Origin of the sequence: Mesorhizobium qingshengii (assembly GCF_900103325.1) — a bacterium.
Lineage (GTDB): Bacteria > Pseudomonadota > Alphaproteobacteria > Rhizobiales > Rhizobiaceae > Mesorhizobium > Mesorhizobium qingshengii.
In genome coordinates this window covers 182,170-202,454 of record NZ_FMXM01000005.1, presented here as the reverse complement: position 1 = coordinate 202,454, position 20,285 = coordinate 182,170, and the positions used below count along the sequence as shown (strand labels likewise).

At 63.0% G+C, this 20,285-nt stretch carries 19 protein-coding genes; 11 read left to right on the top strand and 8 right to left on the bottom strand.

From position 1 onward, the window contains the following. Positions 1-26: 26 nt before the first annotated feature. Positions 27-1,523, bottom strand: coding sequence for a leucyl aminopeptidase (locus tag BLS48_RS09960; RefSeq protein ID WP_091577577.1), 1,497 nt, complete (start codon positions 1,521-1,523; stop codon positions 27-29). 68 nt (positions 1,524-1,591) lie between these two features. Between BLS48_RS09960 and BLS48_RS34880 the strand changes: the two genes are divergently transcribed. The 7 genes from BLS48_RS34880 to rsmA all read left to right on the top strand — a co-directional run bounded on the left by BLS48_RS34880 (position 1,592) and on the right by rsmA (position 9,502). Next, positions 1,592-1,906, top strand: coding sequence for a hypothetical protein (locus tag BLS48_RS34880; protein ID WP_143019404.1), 315 nt, complete (start codon positions 1,592-1,594; stop codon positions 1,904-1,906). Continuing rightward, positions 1,893-3,095 (top strand): LPS export ABC transporter permease LptF, encoded by a 1,203-nt coding sequence (gene lptF / locus BLS48_RS09955; protein ID WP_091577212.1) that lies wholly within the window; start codon positions 1,893-1,895, stop codon positions 3,093-3,095. Before BLS48_RS34880 ends, lptF begins: the two co-directional genes overlap by 14 nt. After that, positions 3,092-4,177, top strand: a complete 1,086-nt coding sequence (gene lptG, locus BLS48_RS09950; protein ID WP_208604609.1) for an LPS export ABC transporter permease LptG — start codon at positions 3,092-3,094, stop codon at positions 4,175-4,177. The genes lptF and lptG overlap by 4 nt, the downstream gene beginning before the upstream one ends. Beyond that, a complete protein-coding gene (locus BLS48_RS09945) occupies positions 4,177-6,597 on the top strand; it encodes an LPS-assembly protein LptD (RefSeq protein WP_167365018.1) in 2,421 nt (806 codons plus the stop codon). The genes lptG and BLS48_RS09945 overlap by 1 nt, the downstream gene beginning before the upstream one ends. 98 nt (positions 6,598-6,695) lie before the next feature. Next, entirely contained in the window at positions 6,696-7,622 is a 927-nt protein-coding gene (locus BLS48_RS09940) for a peptidylprolyl isomerase (RefSeq protein ID WP_091577208.1), read from the top strand. Position 7,623: 1 nt separating this feature from the next. Then, a complete protein-coding gene (pdxA, locus tag BLS48_RS09935; protein ID WP_091577207.1) occupies positions 7,624-8,652 on the top strand; it encodes a 4-hydroxythreonine-4-phosphate dehydrogenase PdxA in 1,029 nt (342 codons plus the stop codon). A 10-nt stretch (positions 8,653-8,662) separates the two neighbouring features. Then, positions 8,663-9,502, top strand: a complete 840-nt coding sequence (gene rsmA / locus BLS48_RS09930) for a 16S rRNA (adenine(1518)-N(6)/adenine(1519)-N(6))-dimethyltransferase RsmA (protein WP_091577574.1) — start codon at positions 8,663-8,665, stop codon at positions 9,500-9,502. A 33-nt stretch (positions 9,503-9,535) separates the two neighbouring features. Here the strand turns inward: rsmA and gmk are convergent, their stop codons facing one another. From gmk to fabD, 7 genes are all read right to left on the bottom strand, one after another. Next, positions 9,536-10,192, bottom strand: a complete 657-nt coding sequence (gene gmk / locus BLS48_RS09925) for a guanylate kinase (RefSeq protein ID WP_091577205.1) — start codon at positions 10,190-10,192, stop codon at positions 9,536-9,538. Between the two features lie 3 nt (positions 10,193-10,195). Further along, positions 10,196-11,086: a YicC/YloC family endoribonuclease gene (locus tag BLS48_RS09920; RefSeq protein ID WP_091577572.1), complete on the bottom strand. Its 891-nt coding sequence runs from the start codon at positions 11,084-11,086 to the stop codon at positions 10,196-10,198. Between the two features lie 156 nt (positions 11,087-11,242). After that, on the bottom strand, positions 11,243-12,478 hold the full coding sequence (mltG, locus tag BLS48_RS09915; protein WP_091577203.1) for an endolytic transglycosylase MltG: 1,236 nt from the start codon (positions 12,476-12,478) through the stop codon (positions 11,243-11,245). A gap of 102 nt (positions 12,479-12,580) precedes the next feature. Next, positions 12,581-13,843, bottom strand: a complete 1,263-nt coding sequence (fabF, locus tag BLS48_RS09910) for a beta-ketoacyl-ACP synthase II (RefSeq protein WP_091577201.1) — start codon at positions 13,841-13,843, stop codon at positions 12,581-12,583. Positions 13,844-13,877: 34 nt separating this feature from the next. Further along, on the bottom strand, positions 13,878-14,114 hold the full coding sequence (locus BLS48_RS09905) for an acyl carrier protein (protein WP_006203723.1): 237 nt from the start codon (positions 14,112-14,114) through the stop codon (positions 13,878-13,880). Between the two features lie 212 nt (positions 14,115-14,326). Next, on the bottom strand, positions 14,327-15,064 hold the full coding sequence (fabG, locus tag BLS48_RS09900) for a 3-oxoacyl-[acyl-carrier-protein] reductase (RefSeq protein WP_091577200.1): 738 nt from the start codon (positions 15,062-15,064) through the stop codon (positions 14,327-14,329). Positions 15,065-15,123: 59 nt separating this feature from the next. Next, the gene (fabD, locus tag BLS48_RS09895) at positions 15,124-16,065 is read right to left on the bottom strand and encodes an ACP S-malonyltransferase (protein ID WP_091577198.1); all 942 of its coding nucleotides are present in this window, start codon (positions 16,063-16,065) and stop codon (positions 15,124-15,126) included. A 276-nt stretch (positions 16,066-16,341) separates the two neighbouring features. On the opposite strand from fabD, the gene BLS48_RS09890 reads away from it, so the two are divergent. From BLS48_RS09890 to rplI, 4 genes are all read left to right on the top strand, one after another. Continuing rightward, positions 16,342-18,270: an LTA synthase family protein gene (locus BLS48_RS09890; protein ID WP_091577197.1), complete on the top strand. Its 1,929-nt coding sequence runs from the start codon at positions 16,342-16,344 to the stop codon at positions 18,268-18,270. Positions 18,271-18,620: 350 nt separating this feature from the next. Beyond that, positions 18,621-19,121, top strand: coding sequence for a 30S ribosomal protein S6 (rpsF, locus tag BLS48_RS09885; RefSeq protein WP_091577195.1), 501 nt, complete (start codon positions 18,621-18,623; stop codon positions 19,119-19,121). Continuing rightward, the gene (rpsR, locus tag BLS48_RS09880) at positions 19,121-19,369 is read left to right on the top strand and encodes a 30S ribosomal protein S18 (protein ID WP_006203718.1); all 249 of its coding nucleotides are present in this window, start codon (positions 19,121-19,123) and stop codon (positions 19,367-19,369) included. The genes rpsF and rpsR overlap by 1 nt, the downstream gene beginning before the upstream one ends. 212 nt (positions 19,370-19,581) lie before the next feature. Further along, positions 19,582-20,166, top strand: coding sequence for a 50S ribosomal protein L9 (gene rplI, locus BLS48_RS09875; RefSeq protein ID WP_091577570.1), 585 nt, complete (start codon positions 19,582-19,584; stop codon positions 20,164-20,166). The last annotated feature ends 119 nt before the right edge of the window (positions 20,167-20,285 follow it).

Genomic DNA, 20,285 nt, shown 5'->3' with positions numbered 1-20,285 from the left:
CTTCAGTCTATACCGGTTGACCCCGCTCACTGTTCATAATTGTCACGCACCAGCCGGTCGAGCAGCCTGACGCCGAATCCCGAGCCCCAGGACTGGTTGATCTCGTTCGACGGCGACCCCATCGCCGTGCCGGCTATGTCGAGATGCGCCCATGGCGTATCCTTGACGAAGCGCTGCAGGAATTGCGCCGCGATGATGGCGCCGCCATAGCGACCGCCAATGTTCTTCATGTCGGCGTTCTTGGAATCGATCAGCTTGTCATATTCGGAGCCGAGCGGCATGCGCCACAACCGCTCCTGCGTTGCCTGCCCCGCCGCCGTCAGCTTTTCTGCAAGGTCGTCATTGTTGGAAAACAGGCCGGCATAGTGCTGGCCGAGCGCCACCATGATGGCGCCGGTCAGCGTCGCCAGATTGACCATGAATTTCGGCTGGAAACGGTCGTTGCAGTACCACAGCGCATCGGCCAGAACGAGGCGGCCTTCCGCGTCGGTGTTGAGCACCTCGATAGTCTGGCCCGACATCGACGTGACGATATCGCCGGGGCGCTGGGCATGACCGTCGACAGCGTTTTCGACCAGGCCGATGATGCCGACGACATTGGCCTTCGCCTTGCGAGCAGCCAACGCATGCATCAGGCCGGTGACGGCTGCGGCACCGCCCATGTCGCCCTTCATGTCTTCCATGCCCGAGGCCGGCTTCATCGAATTGCCACCGGTGTCGAATGTGACGCCCTTGCCGACGAAAGCGACCGGGCTGTCCTTCGGCTTGCCGCCGTTCCACTGCATGACCGCAATGCGGGCGCCGCGCGGCGAGCCTTGCGCGACGCCGAGCAGCGAGCCCATGCCGAGCTTCTTCATCTCCTTCTCGGCGAGGATTTCGACCTTGACGCCGAGCGCCTCGAGTTCCTTGGCGCGGGCGGCGAACTCAACCGGCCCCAGCACGTTTGCCGGCTCATTGACGAGGTCGCGCGCCAGAAGCACGCCGTCGATCACTGCCTCCGCATCGGTGAAGGCCTTTTTCGCAGCGGTCGGATCGGCGGTTTGGATGGTTATCTTGGCCGGCTTCTTCGCCTCCGCCTTGCCCTCGTCCTTGTCCTTCCTAGTCTTGTACTTATCGAAGGCATAGCTGCGCAGAAGAATGCCGGCGGCAAGGCTTGCCGCATCCTTGCCGCTCGGCGAGGCGCCAACCAGATCGAGCACCACGGCCACATCCGTCGCCTTGCGCAGCGACGCGGCGATGGTGCCGCCGAGCTTCAGCCAGGCATAGTCGTCGAGCCCCGACACCTTGCCGGCGCCGATGGCGACAAGCCTGTCGATCGAGGTTGCTTCGGGTGCCAGAACTTCCACCACGCCGGCGAACTTGCCCGTGAACTCCGCCACCGGAAAGGCCCGCTCCAGCGTCTTGCCGGGATCGCAAGCCTTGGCGGCGTCGCTCAATCCGCCCTCATCCGCCGACAGCACGAAGACGCTGCCCTTCCTGGGTGCGGAAAATCTGGCGAAGGCAATCGTCGGTCTTTGATTCATCATGTCCTGCTTTCGGGGAATGCGTAGCTTGCCGGGAAGGCTTGGCTTGAGGGAAGTGGTGTGGAGCGATGCGCGACATTTGGTCGTTTTCCGGCATTTGGCAAGACTTTGCCAAATTCGCACCCCATATGACCAACGGAATCGATGGCGATTCGTCGCGGTACGGCCCCGCATCTTGCCGCAACTTGTTGTTAACCATCGATGTTCTCCCTTTCTTATCCATTCCCGCCGACACTCCGGTCTACCGGGGGCGTGATCTGGGACAGGAACCGGATCGACCATCTGATGGAGCCAGTTGTGCAGGCGCCGCCGGACAGCTACCCTTGTGCGGTGGCATGATGCCGTTCGAAAAAATCGAGAAAAGCCTTCATGAAGGTCATTGAACGCTACATCATGCGCCGCGCTTTCGTGGTCTTTATGGCAGCGCTTGTGTGGACGCTGGCCATCGTGTGGACGACACAGGTGCTGGCAAAGATCGACCTGGTCACCGACAGCGGCCAGTCGGCGCTGACCTTCTTCGAGGTCGCCGCCCTCATTCTTCCGTCGATCATCCCGATCGTCGTGCCTTTTGCACTGGTGGTGGCGGTCGCACAGACACTCAGTGCCATGAATTCGGATTCGGAGCTCGCCGTCGTCAACGCTTCAGGTGCCTCGCGCTGGACGATCGTGCGGCCGATCATGCTGCTGGCGCTCGCAGCCAGCGTCTTTTCCTTTGCCGTCGACAACGGCATCGACCCCTACGCGCGTCAGAAAAACCGGGCCCTGGTGGCGTCATCACGCGCGGATCTGTTGTCGCTGATCATACAGGAAGGCACCTTCCGCAAGATCGAGGACGGACTGTTCCTGCAGATCGGCGAACGGCTTCCCGACAATCGTCTGGGCGGTATCTTCGTCGCGGATTCGCGTGAGGAAGGGGTCAACCTCGTCTACTACGCCAAGACCGGCAGCATCGTCGAGCGCGGCGGCGAAAAAGTGTTGATGATGAATGATGGCGTCATCCACCGCAAAACGCTGACCGGGGACCTTTCGGTCATCCGGTTCACCTCCTATGCCTTCGACATGTCGGCCTTTATGGCGGCGGCTTCGGCGGTGACGCTCCTGCCGAAGGACCAGACGACCCAGTACCTGCTCAACCCGAGCGCCAACGACAAGAATTTTCAGCAACGCCCCAACGAGTACCGAGCCGAGATCAACCAGCGGTTTTCGGAATGGACCTATTCCATGGTCTTCGCGCTCATCGCGCTCGCGGTCGCCGGAGACGCCCGCTCGCATCGCGAGGCGCGCGTCAATCCGCTGATCACGGCCATCGCGATTTCGCTGTTCGTGCGCTGGCTGGGCTTCTTTGCCGCCAGCAAGGCCGATGAAATCCCGCAATACGCCTATATGGTCTATGGCGTGCCCATCATGGCGTCCGCGGTGGCGATCTGGTTCATCGTCTCGAACCGGACCATGGAACTGCCGGTGGCCTGGGCGGACTGGATGACAAACTTCGCCACCCGCGTCGGTGATGGCTGGAATGCCATCAAACTGCGTTTGTCCGGGCGTGGCACTTCAGGGCAAGGGGTCAGCTGATGGGCTGGACACTGGGCCGCTATTTCTTCTTCCGCTATGTGACGATCACCATCTGGTTCTTCATCGGTCTGCTGGCGCTGGTGTTCCTGATCGATTTCACCGAGCTTTCCGGCCGCACGACTGGCCTGCCCGGCTTCACCTATGGGACCGCAGTGGCCATTTCAGCGCTCCGGATGCCGATGATCATGCTGCAGACGGTGCCGTTCGTCGGTCTCTTCTCGGCGATGGCGACGCTGGTGTCGCTCAACCGACGGTATGAGCTGGTCATCGCGCGTTCCGCCGGCGTTTCCGCCTGGCAATTCCTGTTGCCATGCTGCATCGGAGCGTTGCTGTTCGGCGTGCTGTCGGTCGGCATCATCAATCCGCTCGCCGCGCACGCCTTTTCATGGTCCGAGCAGATCGAGACCCAGCTGCGCTCCGGCAAATCGAACACGGTTTCGGCCGATGCCGCACCGTGGATCAGGCAGAAAACCAATTCCGGAGACACCATCATCGGCGCGCGGGCCATCCTCAACCAGGGACTGGAGATGGCCGATGCCGTCTTTTTCATTCTCGACCCGCAAGGCAACATCGTCGAGCGCAAGGACGCGGCGCGCGCCTTCCTGCGTGACGGCTATTGGGAACTGCAGGACGTCAAGACCTTCAGGAACGGCACCATCCAGCCATCGGCAAGCGACCGCGTGCCGACCAACCTGAAGCCTGAATTCGTGCAGGAACGGCTGGCGCGCCCCGAAACCATCCCGTTCTATGACCTGCCCGGAAAGATCGAGGTTGCCCGCTCCTTCGGCCTCAAGGCAAATGCCTTTGCCATGCAGTTTGATTCGCTGGTGGCGTTGCCGTTCCTTCTCGTCGCCATGACGCTGATTGCGGCAACAGTTTCAATGCGATTTGCTAGGATGGGGCAGTCAGCAACGATGATTCTGGGTGGCATCATCGCCGGGTTTCTGCTTTATGTCGTTTCGGTGCTGGTGAAGGCATTCGGCGTGGCGGGGTTTGTGCCGACTGTCGTAGCCGCCTGGGTGCCGGTCGTCGTGGCTATGTTCTTCGGGGTGACTTTCCTGCTATACAAGGAAGACGGCTAGTGAGGGAGGCGTTTTTGCCCAGCAACAGGCAGGACGGTTTGGCGCGCCTGTATGCGGCCAGCGCCTTGGCGTGCCTGCTTGCCTGCGGTGTCCCGCTGCCGGCGCTTGCGCAGGACGTTGGCGACATGGCGACCAAGGTTCCGTCCGGCTCGCAGATGCTGCTGGCGGCCGACACGCTGGTCTACAACAACGACAACCAGACCGTGACCGCCGTAGGTGGCGTGCAGATCGACTACGGTGGCAATCGCCTTGTCGCCCAGAGGGTCGAATACAACCGCAACACCAAGCGGATGGTCGCGAGCGGCAATGTCGAAGTTGTTAACAGCGACGGCACCAAGATCAATTCCGAGCATATCGACATCACCGATGATTTTGCCGACGGCTTCGTCAACGCGTTGCGTGTCGAAACCATCGACAAGGCCTATTTCGCCGCCGAAAGCGCCGAGCGCATGGGCGGCGTGCTGACGACGTTCCACAATGGCGTCTACACCGCCTGCGAACCGTGCGAGGACAAGCCCGACAAAGCGCCGACCTGGCGTGTCAAGGCCAGGAAGATCATCTGGAACGGCGAGAAGAAGACGGTTCGCTTCGAGAACGCGAATTTCGAATTCTTCGGCTTCCCGCTCGCCTACCTGCCTGCGTTCGAGATTGCCGACCCGACGGTGAAGCGCAAGAGCGGCTTCCTGATCCCCAGCATCGTCTACAAAAGCGACCTCGGCGTCGGCGTCAAGATTCCCTATTATCTCGCACTTGCGCCGACATACGACCTGACCGTGACGGGCAGTGGCTATACCAAGCAGGGCTTCCTCGGCGAGGCCGAATGGCGCCAGCGTTTCAACAATGGCGAGTACAGTTTGAAGATCGCCGGGATTCAGCAGCAGGATCCCGATGCCTTCATCGACAGCGCCGGTCACAACGTCGATTCGGGCGCGGCGGGCGATCCGAACAAATTCCGCGGCATGATGGGCACCCAGGGCCAGTTCGCGATCAATTCGCGCTGGAATTTCGGCTGGGACGTGCTGCTGCAGACCGACAAGAACTTCTCGAACACCTACAACATCGACAAGTACAACGCCGCGGTCCACCAATCATCGGTCTACCTGACGGGTCTCAACGGCCGCAATTATTTCGACGTGCGCGCAATGCACTTCGAGGTGCAAGAGGATACGCTCAACAACAATCCCGCCGCGAGAAGCGGTCAGCAGCCCTGGGTGCTGCCATCGCTCGACTATGCGTACATCCCCGACGTCTCGGTGGCCGGAGGCCAGCTGTCGCTCAATGTCAATGCGCGGGTCATCCACCGCGATGAGCTCGATCAAACCTATTTCACCCCTTACGTGCCCGCTTCAGGCACGCAGCGCGTGCGCGGTATTGAAGGCGAGTCCGGACGTCTGACTGCCGAGGCTGAATGGAAGCGCACATTTGTCACCGATGACGGGCTGGTGGTGACGCCGTTGCTGGCACTGCAGGGCGACGTCGACTACCTCAACGCTTCATCGGCTTCGCTCGCCGCCATCAACCAGATGGCGACGAATCTGGGCGAGCAGGACGATATGCGCTCGTCGTTTGCCCGTTACATGGCAACAGCCGGCCTCGAGATGCGTTGGCCACTGCTGTTTTCCATGGCCAGCGGGTCCAGCCATGTTATCGAGCCGATGGCGCAGGTCTTTGTGCGCCCGAACGAGCAATATGTCGGCGGTCTTGCCGTGCCGAACGAAGACGCCCAGAGCATGGTCTTCGACGCGACCACCCTGTTCGAACGCGACAAGTTCTCCGGGTACGACCGTGTTGAAGGCGGTTCGCGCGCCAATGTCGGCCTGCGCTATTCGGGCTCGTACATCAATGGCTGGGGCACCAACGCCATTTTCGGCCAGTCCTATCAGCTTGGCGGCGAGAACTCCTTCGCGGCGCCGGATCTGGTCAATGTCGGCGCCTATTCGGGCCTCGAAACCACCAAGTCCGACTATGTCGGCCTGATTGGCGTCAACAGCCCCAACGGGTTCGCGGCCTCGGTCAGCGGCCGTTTCGACGAACAGACCTTCGAGGTTCGCCGCGCCGAAGTGAAGGCCGCCTATTCCGGCCTGCCGGTGTCGCTGAGCGCCAAATACGCCTTCATCCAGGCCCAGCCACTCTACGGTTTCACAACCGACCGTCACGAAGTCACGCTCGGCGCATCCACGCACCTTGCCGAGAACTGGCGCGTCTTCGGGACCGGAACCTATGACCTGCAGGAAAGCCTGCTGGTCAAGGACGGCGTCGGCTTCGCGTACAATGATTCCTGCTTCACCTATCTGATGACGTACTCGCAGTCGCGCGACCTGAACACCAGGGAGGTGACGCAGAGCATCGGCTTCAACCTGTCGTTCCGCACCCTTGGCGACTTCGGCTCGTCGACCAGTGCCGTCGATACGATCCAGTAATCGGCGACATCGTTTCGCCGCATAGGACTGGCACGGAATTCGCGCACCCGGAAAAAGACAAAATTGGGCGGAACCGGGATAAAATTGGGATACCAACGATGAGGAAGTACCTCTTTTCAGCAGGGTTCGCGTTGCTTGTGGCGGCGACATCCGTGTCGATCACAGTGATGACGCCGCCGGCTTTTGCCAGCGAGATCAAGTACGTCGTCAACAACATTCCGGTCACCACCGGCGACATCGCACACCGCGCCGCCTTCTTGAAGCTGCAGCGCAAGAAGGGCGACGCCGCCCAGGAAATGATCGACCAGACGCTGCGTATGGCCGAAGCCAGGCGGCTTGGCATCCGGATCAGCGACGCACAGGTCGAGGCTGCCTACCAGCGCTTTGCCTCGAGCAACAAGATGCAGCTCAGCCAGTTGGACGGTGTCATGGAGAAGTCCGGCGTCAGCAAGGACCACTTCAAGGAATTCATTCGCGCCCAGATGGCTTGGAACCAGGCTTTGAGCGCACGTTACCGGTCCGGCGATGGCACCGGTGCTGTCAGCGAACAGGACCTTGTCAAGAAGATGCTCGAAAAGGGCGGCTCCAAGCCGAGCGCTACCGAGTACATGCTGCAGCAAGTCATCTTCGTCGTGCCGGCCGCTGAACGCAGCGCGACGCTGGCCAAGCGCAAGCGCGAGGCCGACGCCATGCGTGCTCGCTTCAACGGTTGCAACACGACGCGCGAATTCGCCAAGGGCCTGATCGACGTCACCGTCCGCGATCTGGGCCGGGTGCTGGCGCCGCAATTGCCGCCGGACTGGGCCGAGCAAATCAAGGCAACCAAGGTCGGCGGCGCCACCGTCACGCGCGAGACCGAGCGCGGCGTCGAGTTCATCGGCATCTGCTCGTCGCGTGAAGTATCCGACGACAAGGTCGCCCAGATGGTGTTCCAGAGCGAGGGCTCCGGCGACAAGAACGCCGACGAGCTCAGCAAGAAATATGTCGACGAGTTGAAGGCGAAAGCCCGCATCGTCAAGCGCTGACGTGGGCAGCGCGGTGATTGCGCTCGCGTTGAGCGTCGGCGATCCGTCCGGTATCGGGCCGGAGATCGCGATCGCCGCCTTTCTGGCGCGCGGCGCCGCCGGCTTGCCTCCCTTCTATCTGCTCGCCGACCCGGCGCTGATCGCCTCCCGGGCGCGTCACCTCGGCATTTCGCTGCAAGTGGTTGAAACGACACCGGCGCAAGCGGCGCAAGTCTTTGCTCAGGCGCTACCGATCGTTCCGCTGGCCGCCCGCAGCATCGACAGCCCTGGCCGGCCGGACCCGGCCAATGCGGCAGGAACCATCGAGGCCATCGACCGCGCCGTCGCCGACTGCCTTGCCGGCGATGCGGCGGCCGTCGTCACATGCCCCATCGCCAAGAAGCCGCTCTACGATGCCGGCTTCCGCTTTCCCGGCCACACCGAATATCTGGCGCATCTGGCCGCCCGGCACAGCGGCGTCGAGGCGATGCCGGTGATGATGCTGGCAGGCCCGGACCTGCGCACCGTTCCCGTCACCATCCACATCGCGCTGGCCGAGGTGCCGAAGGCGCTGACCACCGAATTGATCGTCGCGACCGCGCGCATCACCGCCGCCGACCTTGCCAGCCGCTTCGGCATCGCCAGACCACGGCTTGCCATCGCCGGCCTCAATCCGCATGCCGGCGAAGGCGGCACCATGGGCCTCGAGGACGAGCGCATTGTCCGCCCGGCAGTCGACATCCTGCGCGCCGAAGGAATCGACGCTTTCGGCCCCCTGCCGGCCGACACATTGTTCCACGCCCGGGCACGAGCAGGCTACGACGTGGCGCTGTGCATGTATCATGACCAGGCGCTGATCCCGGCCAAGGCGCTGGCCTTCGACGAGGCGGTCAACGTCACGCTCGGCCTGCCCTTCATACGCACTTCGCCCGACCACGGCACCGCCTTCGACATAGCCGGCAAGGGCGTGGCGCGGCCCGACAGCCTGATGGCGGCTCTGCGCCTTGCCCGCCAACTGGCCGATACGAACACGAAGGCGGTTGCCGCTTGAGACCGCAGCCATGAGCATGGATGGGCTGCCGCCGCTGCGCGAGGTGATCGAGCGCCATGGGCTGCAGGCAAGGAAGGCGCTTGGCCAGAATTTCCTGTTCGACCTCAACCTCACCGGCAAGATCGCACGCACCGCCGGCGACTTGTCCAATGCGACCGTGATCGAGGTCGGTCCCGGCCCCGGCGGGCTGACGCGCGCATTGCTCTCCAACGGCGCGCGCCGCCTCATCGCCATCGAACGTGACGAACGCTGCCTGGCTGCCCTTGCCGAAGTGTCGGATCATTATCCTGGCCGGCTGGAGGTTGTTTCCGGCGATGCGCTGAAGACGGATTTCGCGGCACTTGCCAGAGGAGCGGCTGGAGACGGCGGCCCGGTGAAGATCATCGCCAACCTGCCCTACAATATCGGCACGGAGCTGCTGGTACGGTGGCTGACGGTCACGGAGTGGCCGCCGTTCTACGCCTCGATGACGTTGATGTTCCAGCGCGAAGTGGCCCAGCGTATCGTCGCCACGCCCGGCAGCGATGCCTATGGCAGGCTTGGCGTGCTGGCCGGCTGGCGCACGCAGGCCAGGATCGCCTTCGACGTGCCGCCGCAGGCGTTCACGCCGCCGCCCAAGGTCACCTCCTCGGTGGTGCATCTGGAGCCGCGCGCGACCCCCCTGCCCACCGATGTGAAAAAACTCGGCCGCGTCACCGAAGCCGCTTTCGGCCAGCGGCGCAAGATGCTGCGGCAGAGCGTGAAAAGCCTCGGCGGCGAGACCTTGCTCGAGCGCGCGGGTATCGATCCGACACGCCGCGCCGAAACGCTCAGCGTCGAGGAGTTCGTGCGGCTGACCAATGCGGTATAGCTTGTTCTCCCGGCTAAAGGGAGAAAGAGCAGATCAGTCCGTCTTCTCGTCCAACAGCCCCGAGACGAAATCAAACAGACCCGGCCGCCGGTCGCGCCTTAGCCGCTCGGCGACAACGATGCCGCGCACTTCTGCGAAGGCGCGGTCGAGATCGTCATTGACGATGACGAAATCATATTCCTTCCAGTGCTCGATCTCGTTGCGGGCGTTCTTCAGCCGCGTCTCGATCACCGCTTCCTGGTCCTCGGCGCGGCGCTTCAGTCGCGCCTTCAATTCCTTCATCGACGGCGGCAGGATGAAGATCGAGACGATGTCGGCGCGCATCTTCTCCTTGAGCTGCTGTGCGCCTTGCCAGTCGATATCGAACAGCATGTCGCGCCCTTGAGCCAGCGCCAGTTCTGCCGGCTCGCGCGGTGTCGCGTAGCAATTGCCATGCACCTCCGCCCATTCGAGCAGGGCGTCGGAATCGCGCAACCGCTCGAAGTCGCGCATCGTGCGGAAATGGTAGTGAACACCCTCGATCTCGCTGCCGCGGCGCGGCCTGGTGGTGACCGAGACCGACAGCTCCAGGCTCGAGTCACTTTCCAAAAGGTTGCGCGCAATCGTCGACTTGCCGGCGCCTGATGGCGACGACAGGACGAGCATCAGGCCCCGGCGCCGAATGCGGGACCCCAAATCCTTGGCAACCATCGGCTACTCCAGATTCTGGACTTGTTCACGAAACTGGTCGACCACGGCCTTCAACTCCAACCCGATCGCGGTGACGGCTGCGGCGTTCGACTTCGAGCACAGCGTATTCGATTCGCGGTTAAATTCCTGTGCCAGAAAATCGAGCTTGCGGCCGACGGCGCCGCCGCCTCCAAGCAATGCCCGGCCAGATATGACATGTGTTTTCAGCCGGTCGATCTCTTCGCGAATATCGGCCTTGGTGGCCAGGAACGCCGCCTCCATGTGCAGCCGGGTTGCGTCCAGATTGGCGGAAGCGTCCATCAGAAGCCTGACCTGCTCGGCGATGCGCTCACGGATCGCCGCCGTCTCGCGTGACGGATCCGCCTCGGCCCGCAGCGTCAGCGCCTCGATCGTGTCGATATGGCCCGACAGAAGCGATGCCAGCGCGGCACCCTCGCCCTGTCGCGCCTGTTCCAGCCCTTTGAGTGCCACCTCGAGTGCGGCCATGATCGCGACATCGAGCGCGGCCCGCACCTCTTCGGTTTCGACAGTTTCGGGAATGTCGAGGACGCCGCGCAACGAAAGCAACCCGTCAGCCGTCGCCGGGGCTGCGCCGAACTGTTCCTGAAGGCGCTTGGCGAGCCCTGCCAGGTCCTTCAGAAAGGCTTCGTTGACGACTGGCTGCGCCTGCGCGCCGGCGGCGCGGCCGATGGTCAGCGTCGCCTGGAAATTGCCGCGCGCAAAACGCTTCTGAAGCGTCTGCCTGACGGCTGGTTCCAGCCGCTCGAAACCCTGCGGCAGCCGCAGCCGAACCTCGACGCTCTTGCCGTTGACGGACTTGACCTCCCAGGCGATCGAGGTGCCGTCATGCTCGGCGACGGCACGTGCGAAACCGGTCATGCTCTGCAAAGTCATTTCGCCTACAAATCCCTGGCGCATCACCCCCGAAACCGGCTTTCCGGAAAGGAGCAAGTGCAGCTTGAAAATCACCGCGCCGCTGGCGCGTCGAAATCAGACGCGCGGCGCTCTTCCAAATGTCAGGACGTCGCCTCCCCGGCAACGCCTTTCTTCTTACTGGGCAGCGCCCGCATCGCCGCCGCTGTCGTCGCCGCCGTCAGCCGGCTTGACGGCGCTGCCGTCGCTGGCGCCGGTGCCGGCGGCTGCCTTGGCGGCGTCATCGGCCTGCTTCTTCTGCAGCGCGCGATAGCGGGCGACGTTCTCATTGTGCTCGTCCAGTGTGGCGGCAAAGACGTGGCCGCCGGTGCCATCGGCAACGAAATAGAGGTCGTCGGTCTTCGACGGATTGGCGACCGCCTCCAGTGCCGCGCGACCCGGATTGGCGATGGGCGTCGGCGGCAGGCCGTTGATCACATAAGTGTTGTAGGGCGTCGGCTTCTGGATATCCGACTGGTAGATCGGCCGGTCCGCGGGTTTGCCCTTGCCGCCGAACAAGCCGTAGATGATGGTTGGATCGGACTGCAGGCGCATGCCCTTGGCCAACCTGTTCAGGAAGACGGCGGCAACCCGTGAGCGCTCGTCACCCTTGCCCGTTTCCTTCTCGACGATCGAGGCCAGCGTAACGAACTCTTCGATGTTGGCCAGCGGCAGATCCGGCGCGCGTCGCTGCCAGACATCCTCGACCAGCTTCTTCTGATCCGCCAGCAGCTTGTCGATCATCTGCTGGCGAGTCGCGCCGCGCGTGAAGCGCAGCGTGTCGGTGGCGAGACTGCCCTCGGGAAGAGTGGTCGCCGGCATGTCGCCGCTCAACGCGGGCTCGTCGGCGATGCGCTGCAGGGCCTGTTCGACCGTCAGCCCTTCTGGAATGGTCAGCGAATACATCACCGACTTGCCGCTCTTCAAAAGCTCCATGATGTCGCGCATGGAAGCCCTGGGCTTGATCTCGTATTCACCGGCCTTCAGCGCCGAATCATTGCCGAAGGCGCGCACGCCAAGGCGGAATACCCTGGCGTCGCTGATCAGTCCGCGGCGTTCGAGCTGGTCGGCAATATCCTGGACCCCGGTGTTCGGCTTGACCAGGAACGTGTCGCCATTGGCCGAGGGGCCGGGCTCGGTGAACGCCTGCTTGCCCAAATAAAGCGCGACGCCCGCAGCCAGAATCATCAGCATCACCGAGGTGATGACGAAGTTCGTGAACACCACGACCTGGCTGCGTGACGCACGCGAGCGCTTCGGCGGCGGCGTGCCTGCCTCCGGCCGCAAGGCCTCGCTGGCCGTCTTCGGCACGATCGGTCCGGCATTTGCCGGCCGTTGCGCAAATTCTCCGTTGCCCACCGGATTTGTGTTCATCTTGCCCTACCGTTTGATTGCTCAACGAATCCCCAGCGGCAGAGTAGGGGCGAATATGGCAAAATTGACGGCACGCCCAAGCGTCGCCCGGTAGTCGGACGGTCAGCCATTGTAGCGCTGGAAGACGAGCGAAGCATTGGTGCCGCCAAAGCCGAAGGAATTGGACAGCGCCACGTCGATCTGGCGGGCCCGCGGCTTGTTCGGCACCAGGTCGATCGCGGTTTCGCGCTCCGGGTTGTCGAGGTTGATGGTCGCTGGTGCGACATTGTCTCTGATAGCGAGGATCGAAAAGATCGCTTCGGCGGCACCCGCCGCCCCCAAGAGATGACCGATTGACGACTTTGTCGACGACATCGAAATCCTGGAAGCGGCATTGCCGACCAGGCGCTCGACGGCGCCGAGTTCTATCGTATCGGCCATGGTCGAGGTGCCATGCGCGTTGATGTAGTCGACATCGGCAGGCGTCAGCTTGGCCCGGTTCAATGCCGCCGTCATGCAGCGGAAGGCGCCGTCGCCGTCTTCGGCTGGCGCGGTGATGTGATAAGCGTCGCCAGTCAGGCCGTAACCGGTGACCTCTGCGTAAATCTTCGCGCCGCGCGCCTTGGCGTGCTCCAATTCCTCCAGCACGACGACACCGGCGCCCTCGCCCATGACGAAGCCGTCGCGGTCACGGTCGTAGGGACGCGACGCTGTTTGCGGCGCATCATTGCGATCGGTCGACAGCGCCCGGCACGCGGCGAAGCCGGCAATCGACAGCCGCGTCACCGGCGCCTCGGCGCCACCTGCGACCATCACGTCGGCATCGCCCCACATGATCAGCCGGGCAGCGTCGCCAATGGCATGCGCGCCGGTCGAGCAGGCGGTGACGACGGCATGGTTCGGGCCTTTCAGCCCGTGCCGGATCGAAACCTGACCGGAGACGAGATTGATGATCTGGCCAGGGATGAAGAAGGGGCTGATGCGGCGCGGGCCGCGTTCCTTGAGGATCATCGCGTTCTCGGCGATGCCCTCTATGCCTCCGATGCCGGAGCCGATCAGGACGCCGGTGGAGCACTGCTCCGCATGCGTCTTGGGTTCCCAGCCGGAATCCGCCAGCGCCTCGTCGGCGGCGGCAATCCCGTACAGGATGAAGTCGCCGATCTTGCGCAATTCCTTCGGCTCAAGCACGGCCTCGGGATTGAAGGTGGCATTGCTACCGTCGCCACGCGGAACGACGTGGGCGATCTTGCAGGCAAGATCCTCCACCTCGAACTCGGTGATGCGCTTGGCGGCGCTGCGGCCGGTCAGAAGTTCCTTCCAGCTGTGCTCGAAGCCCATGCCGAATGGCGACAGCAACCCAAGGCCCGTGACGACGACACGCCTCATCGCAGGTCCTCCCAGGTGACGACTGCGGAAAGCGTCAGGCCGAAGCCTTGTCGATGTACTTAACAGCGTCGCCGACGGTCAGAATGGTCTCGGCCGCGTCGTCGGGAATCTCGACGCCGAATTCTTCTTCGAACGCCATGACGAGTTCGACCGTGTCGAGGCTGTCGGCGCCCAGATCATCGATGAAGCTCGCCTGCTCCGTCACCTTGTCGGCATCGACGCCAAGGTGCTCGATGACGATCTTCTTGACGCGCTCTGCGGTGTCACTCATTTGGGGCATCCTCGTCTTTTGTTTGTCTGTCTTCGTTAGCGGGCAGAATGCCGCTAATCAAGCTGAAAGATGGTCCTGCCGGAAACGCAACGGCTACGGACCGGTTTTTGCCCGAACCGCCGGGTTGCGGGCCGCATTACACGAAAATCGGCTCAGGTCCAAGGCGAAATGGTCTCTTTTCACAACCCGGCAGCGTTGCCGCCGGACCTCGTTCAGATCATCGCCATGCCGCCGTTTACATGGATGGTCTGGCCGGTGACATAGGCGGCTTCGCTGGAGGCCAGATAGGCAACGGCCGATGCAACTTCGGCGCTGGTCCCCATGCGGCGCGTCGGAATCGCCGCCATGATCGCCTCTTTCTGCTTGTCGTTGAGCTTGTCGGTCATCGCCGATTCGATGAAGCCCGGGGCGACGCAGTTGACGGTGATGTTGCGGGTGGCGATCTCCTGCGCCAGTGATTTGGAAAAGCCGATCATGCCGGCCTTTGAGGCGCAATAGTTTGTCTGTCCGGGATTGCCTGTGACGCCGACCACCGAGGTGATGTTGATGATGCGGCCATGGCGGCGGCGCATCATCGGATGGGTGAGTTCACGGGTCAGCCTGAACACGGCAGTCAGGTTGACCTCGAGCACGCTATCCCAGTCTGCATCCGACATGCGCACGAACAGCCCGTCCTTGGTGATGCCGGCATTGTTGACCAGAATGTCGACGCCTTCGAGATCGGCCTCCGCCTTCTGGCCAAGCGCCTTGACCTCGTCGCGGTTCGACAGGTTGGCCGGGAACAGCTTGACCCGGTCGCCAAGCTCGGCGGCGAGCGCTTCCAGTTTTTCGACGCGCGTGCCATGCAGGCCGACGATGGCGCCTTGCGCATGCAGGACCCTGGCGATCGCCTCGCCGATCCCCCCCGATGCGCCGGTGACGAGCGCCTTGCGGCCGTTCAATTCAAACATTTTTGTCTCCTAATTGAGAAGAGAACACCCTCGCACGGGTGAGGTCAAATCGCATCAAACTAGGCAAGCGCTGCCAATGTCGCCTCGACCTCAGCCGCGGTTCCGACCGATGCGGTGGCGATGTCGCGGTTGATGCGCCGCGCCAATCCCGAAAGCACCTTGCCGGCGCCGATTTCGTAAAGCGTGCCGAGGCCGTTTGCGCCGAACCATTCGACAGTCTCGCGCCAGCGCACACGGCCGGTCACTTGGTCGACGAGGCGTCGGGCGATCTCGTCGGGGTCGCTGGAGGGTGTCACCGACACGTTGGAGACGACCGGAACGACGGGCGCATTCTTCGCTACGCCAGCCAGGGCTTCGCGCATCACGTCCGCGGCCGGCGCCATGAGCGCCGAATGGAAGGGCGCCGACACCTGCAGCATCAGCGCGCGCTTGGCACCCTTTTCCGTGCACAGCCTTGCCGCAAGTTCGACCGCGGCCTTGGCGCCGGAAATGACCAGCTGGCCGCCGCCATTGTCGTTGGCGATCTGGCACACCGAGCTCTTGCCGGCCTCGGCGCAGGCGGCTTCGACATCAGCCTGTTCCAGTCCGATGATCGCCGCCATGGCGCCCTCGCCGGCCGGCACGGCCGCCTGCATGGCGTTGCCTCGGATGCGCAGCAGCCGCGCAGCATCGGCAACCGAAACGAAGCCGGCGGCCGCGAGCGCCGAATACTCGCCCAGCGAATGGCCCGCGACATAGGCGACCCTATCCTTCAGCGAGAAGCCGCGCGATTCCAGCGCCCTGATGGCGGCCAGCGACACCGCCATCAGCGCCGGCTGCGCGTTGGCGGTCAGCGTCAAGGTTTCCTCCGGCCCTTCCCAGATCAGCCTGGACAAGCTTTCGCCGAGCGCGTCGTCAACTTCCTGGAAGACCCTGCGCGCCTCGGGAAAGGCGTCGGCGAGATCCTTGCCCATGCCGACAGCCTGGCTGCCTTGTCCAGGAAAGGTGAATGCAACGGCCATGCGAGGGCTCCCAAAGGCTGGTTTTGCTTGCCTGATAGACGAGTTTTTCTTGCCTGTGACGCAAGGCAGGCCGCCAAGTCAAGCCCACTTCGGCCCTGCCCGGCGGCAGCATCGTCGGTCGAGTGCCTGTTCCAAAAGGCTTTTTGGCGATCACTCCTGATGAAAACCGCTCACGAATCGTTTGCTGGCTCTTCTTATTTCCGCCAGAGGCGCTAGCTTTGCGTGACAATTCCATGACAATCGAGTGACGAGTTTGTCGCCGGCGGGGAAGTTAAAGTGGCAAAGAGTTCGAAACGCGCCGGCAGGGCCGCGCCACAGTTCCTGGAAGACGATCCGTCCACCGGCTATCTGCCGGGCCGGACATGGCCGGTTGTGCGCTATGGTCTGATCAGCCTGGCGATCGCGGCCGTGCTGGTGTTCGCCGTAGAATTGATCGTGCGCGGCGATTTTGCCGGCACCGTCTCCTTCTTCCTGCAGCCTCTCAAGCCCGGCTGGACCACCATTGTCGTGTTTGCGCTGATCCTGATCGGCCTCGATGCCGTGCTCGGCCGCAGTCACCAGAGCCTGATGATCGTCGCGCCGCTGACCCTGTCCCTTGCCTTTGTCGGCCACCAGAAGTCGCACTATCTCGGCGATCCGCTCTATCCGACCGATTTCCTCTATGCCCGCCAGATCTTCGCGCTGCTGCCGCTGCTCGTGCGTGACCGGCCGATGACCGCGCTCGCCATGGTCGTCGGTATCGTCGCCGGCCTGTCGCTGCTCGTCTATGGCTGGCGGCTGTGGCGCCGCAAGGTTCCGTCGCTCAGCCACAAGGGCCGCATTGCCCGGCTGACGCTGGCCGTGCCGCTGCTCGCCTTCTTCGTTTCGATCATGGACTATGCCACCTTCTCGTGGACCCGCGACCGGCTGCAGATCATCCCGATCATGTGGGACCAGAAGGAAAACTATGCCTCCAACGGCTTTGCACTGGCCTTCGCGCTGAATGTGCCGATGGCGCATGTCTCGGCACCGGCCGGCTATTCCGACAAGGCAATCGCCGCGATCGGCAGGTCCGACGTGACCGCCTCGGTACCCGACGAGAAGCCCGACATCATCGTCGTAATGAGCGAATCCTTTTGGGATCCGACCAAGCTTCCCGGCGTCACCATCACACCCGACCCGATCCCCAATGTGCGGGCGCTGCGCTCGGGTTCGATGTTCTCGCCCGAATTCGGCGGCATGACGGCCAACATCGAGTTCGAGGCGCTGACCGGCTTTTCCAACGCGTTCCTGCCGGCCGGCAGCATTCCCTATCAGCAATATGTGCGCGCACCGACGCCTTCGCTGGCAACCTTCCTGAAGAGCGAGGGTTACCGGGCGCGCGCCATCCATCCCGGCACAAACTGGTTCTGGAATCGTGGCACGGTCTACGCTGATTTCGGCTTCAACGACTTCAAATCGGAAGAAACGCTGCCGCCGATGGAAAAGCGTGGGCCGCTGGCATCGGACGCGGCGATGACCGATGAGATCATCAGCGAGGCCGACGCCAGCGACGATCCGGTGTTCTTCTTCGCGGTCAGCCTGCAGAACCACGGCCCCTATGAGCCCAACCGCTATTCCAACCCGACGCACACGGTGCAGGCACCGATCAGCCAGTGGGCGCGCGCGTCGCTCCTGTCTTACGCCGAGGGCTCAGCCGACGCGGATCGAGGTCTTGAACGCCTGATCGAATGGGCCAAGAAGCGCGAGCGGCCAACCGTCATCGCCTTCTTCGGCGACCACCTGCCGCCATTGGGACCGGTCTATGTCGAGACTGGCTTCCTCAAGGACAATGTCGCGCCACGCAAGGAACCGACGCCGGAAGCCGCGCTTGAACATCACCAGACACCGCTCATCATCTGGTCGAACCGCTCCGGTCCGGTCGAGAATCTGGGCGCGGTGAGCCCGGCATTCCTGCCATATCATATCCTCACCGCCGCAGGCATCACCCACCCCTACTACACGGGTTTCCTAGGAGAGGTGCGGGAGCGCTACCGCGTTGTCGACCGCAACCTGCTGCTGACCCCGACCGGCGAGGCGACACCCGATTGGTCGCGGCAAAAGGAGATCGACCCGACGATCAACGATTTCCGACTGATCCAGTACGACATGATGTTCGGCAAGCGCGGTGCGGCGCCCGACTTCTTCCCCGAAACGGTCGACAAGGTTGTCGCCCACACGAGTTGAGCCGATCTGGCCCTTCAGTTGCGGACTGCAAAAGTCTCCTGCCTTGATGCCGCTCGATTTTTCCATTCCTGCGACATAGGAGAGTGCCGCTTGCCCTTGCGTTGCGGCCGGATTGCTGTATAGAGGCCCGCAATCTGCCGGTCCCAGCTGGGGGCTGAACGGAGGGCCGGAGGTTTTTTCGAAAGCCTTCGCGTGAAGCCAGAAGTGCTTCCGCCTCCCGTGTCTCCGCTCTCGACCGTCTCGTCATGCTCCTTTCTTCCCCGCCCCTTCGGGATCGGCGGGTCAGAGAAGTTGCAGAGGCTTTTGCCGCCGGGAACCGGGAGAGAAACGAAGAAAGGCACTGATACACCATGGCTCTATACGAACATGTGTTTCTTGCCCGGCAGGACCTCTCGCAGCAGCAGGTCGATGCGCTTGTCGAACAGTACAAGGGCGTCATCTCCGCGAATGGCGGGTCCGTCGGCCGGGTCGAGAACTGGGGACTGAAGTCCCTCACCTACCGGGTCAACAAGAACCGGAAGGCTTACTACACGTTGATGGATCTTACCTGCCCACCGGCCGCGCTCAACGAAATGGAGCGCCAGATGGGCCTGTCCGAGGACGTGCTGCGTTTCCTGACCATCAAGGTCGACGCGCATGAGGAAGGCCCCTCGGCGATGATGCAGAAGCGCGAAGAGCGTTCGGAACGCGGCGGCTTCGGCGACCGCGACCGTGGCGATCGTGGCCCGCGCTCGTTCGGCGACCGTGATCGCGGCGACCGTGGCGATCGTCCGCCGCGCTCGTTTGGCGACGCCGGCGCCGACCGTGGCCCGCGCCGTCCGCGCGAAGGCTTTGAAGGGGGTGTAGAATAATGGTCGACATCAATCAGATCCCGACCCGGCGCCCGTTCCACCGCCGCCGCAAGACCTGCCCGTTCTCTGGCGCCAACGCGCCCAAGATCGACTACAAGGACGTGCGTCTCTTGCAGCGCTACATTTCCGAGCGTGGCAAGATCGTGCCGTCGCGCATCACGGCCGTCAGCCAGAAGAAGCAGCGCGAGCTCGCCAAGGCGATCAAGCGCGCCCGCTTCCTCGGCCTGCTGCCCTACGTGGTCCGCTAAGACTTTCGAGCGGGCGGCTTGCTGCCCGCTCCCTTTCCCACGGCGACGGGCGCCGCAGGGTCGTTTCAAATCCCGAGTTGAGGTCAAGCCTCTAACTGCCCGGACAGGCAGGACAGCGACACCGGCGCCAGGGCGTCCAAGCTTCCTGACCTGTTCCAGAGACAATTCGGCGCCGATCCCGACGGTTGGCGCTCAACCAAAGGAACAAAACCATGGAAGTCATTCTTCTCGAACGTGTTTCCCGCCTCGGCCAGATGGGCGATACCGTCAAGGTCAAGGACGGATTTGCCCGCAACTTCCTGCTGCCGCAGGGCAAGGCGCTGCGCGCCAACGAAGCCAACAAAAAGAAGTTCGAAGGCCAGCGCGCGCAGCTCGAAGCCCGCAACCTCGAGCGCAAGTCGGAAGCCGCCCAGGTCGCCGAAAAGCTCGACGGCAAGAGCTTCATCGCCGTGCGTTCGGCCGGTGAAACTGGCCAGCTCTACGGCTCGGTTTCGACCCGCGACATCGCCGATCTGTTGACGGCCGAAGGCTTTTCGGTCAACCGCAACCAGATCCTGCTCAACCAGCCGATCAAGACCATCGGTCTCACCAATGTGGCGATCGCCCTGCATCCGGAAGTCGAGGTCACCATCACGCTCAACATCGCGCGCACGGCCGACGAAGCCGAACGCCAGGCCAAGGGCGAGACGCTGACCACCGCCGAAGCCATCTATGGCGACGACATCAACGACAACGCCCGGCCGGAAAACTTCTTCGACCCGAATTCCGAGTTCGAAGGCGGCGAAGAGAACGCCTGACTATGTGAAAAGTGGTGCGCGTCCGGCTGGACGCACACCGCTTTCATCGACATCCAGATCGTCCAGTCATTCTGGACTAATGCCCGGGCCCCTCGCCCGGGCATTTTTGTGCCAAAAGG

Bases quoted from the DNA above. Each gene is read 5' to 3' on its own strand.
- BLS48_RS09960 (WP_091577577.1), bottom strand. From the start codon at position 1,523: ATGAATCAAAGACCGACGATTGCCTTCGCCAGATTTTCCGCACCCAGG.
- BLS48_RS34880 (WP_143019404.1), top strand. From the start codon at position 1,592: ATGCGCGACATTTGGTCGTTTTCCGGCATTTGGCAAGACTTTGCCAAA.
- lptF (WP_091577212.1), top strand. From the start codon at position 1,893: ATGAAGGTCATTGAACGCTACATCATGCGCCGCGCTTTCGTGGTCTTT.
- BLS48_RS09940 (WP_091577208.1), top strand. From the start codon at position 6,696: ATGAGGAAGTACCTCTTTTCAGCAGGGTTCGCGTTGCTTGTGGCGGCG.
- rsmA (WP_091577574.1), top strand. From the start codon at position 8,663: ATGAGCATGGATGGGCTGCCGCCGCTGCGCGAGGTGATCGAGCGCCAT.
- gmk (WP_091577205.1), bottom strand. From the start codon at position 10,192: ATGGTTGCCAAGGATTTGGGGTCCCGCATTCGGCGCCGGGGCCTGATG.
- BLS48_RS09920 (WP_091577572.1), bottom strand. From the start codon at position 11,086: ATGACTTTGCAGAGCATGACCGGTTTCGCACGTGCCGTCGCCGAGCAT.
- mltG (WP_091577203.1), bottom strand. From the start codon at position 12,478: ATGAACACAAATCCGGTGGGCAACGGAGAATTTGCGCAACGGCCGGCA.
- fabF (WP_091577201.1), bottom strand. From the start codon at position 13,843: ATGAGGCGTGTCGTCGTCACGGGCCTTGGGTTGCTGTCGCCATTCGGC.
- BLS48_RS09905 (WP_006203723.1), bottom strand. From the start codon at position 14,114: ATGAGTGACACCGCAGAGCGCGTCAAGAAGATCGTCATCGAGCACCTT.
- fabG (WP_091577200.1), bottom strand. From the start codon at position 15,064: ATGTTTGAATTGAACGGCCGCAAGGCGCTCGTCACCGGCGCATCGGGG.
- fabD (WP_091577198.1), bottom strand. From the start codon at position 16,065: ATGGCCGTTGCATTCACCTTTCCTGGACAAGGCAGCCAGGCTGTCGGC.
- rpsF (WP_091577195.1), top strand. From the start codon at position 18,621: ATGGCTCTATACGAACATGTGTTTCTTGCCCGGCAGGACCTCTCGCAG.
- rpsR (WP_006203718.1), top strand. From the start codon at position 19,121: ATGGTCGACATCAATCAGATCCCGACCCGGCGCCCGTTCCACCGCCGC.
- rplI (WP_091577570.1), top strand. From the start codon at position 19,582: ATGGAAGTCATTCTTCTCGAACGTGTTTCCCGCCTCGGCCAGATGGGC.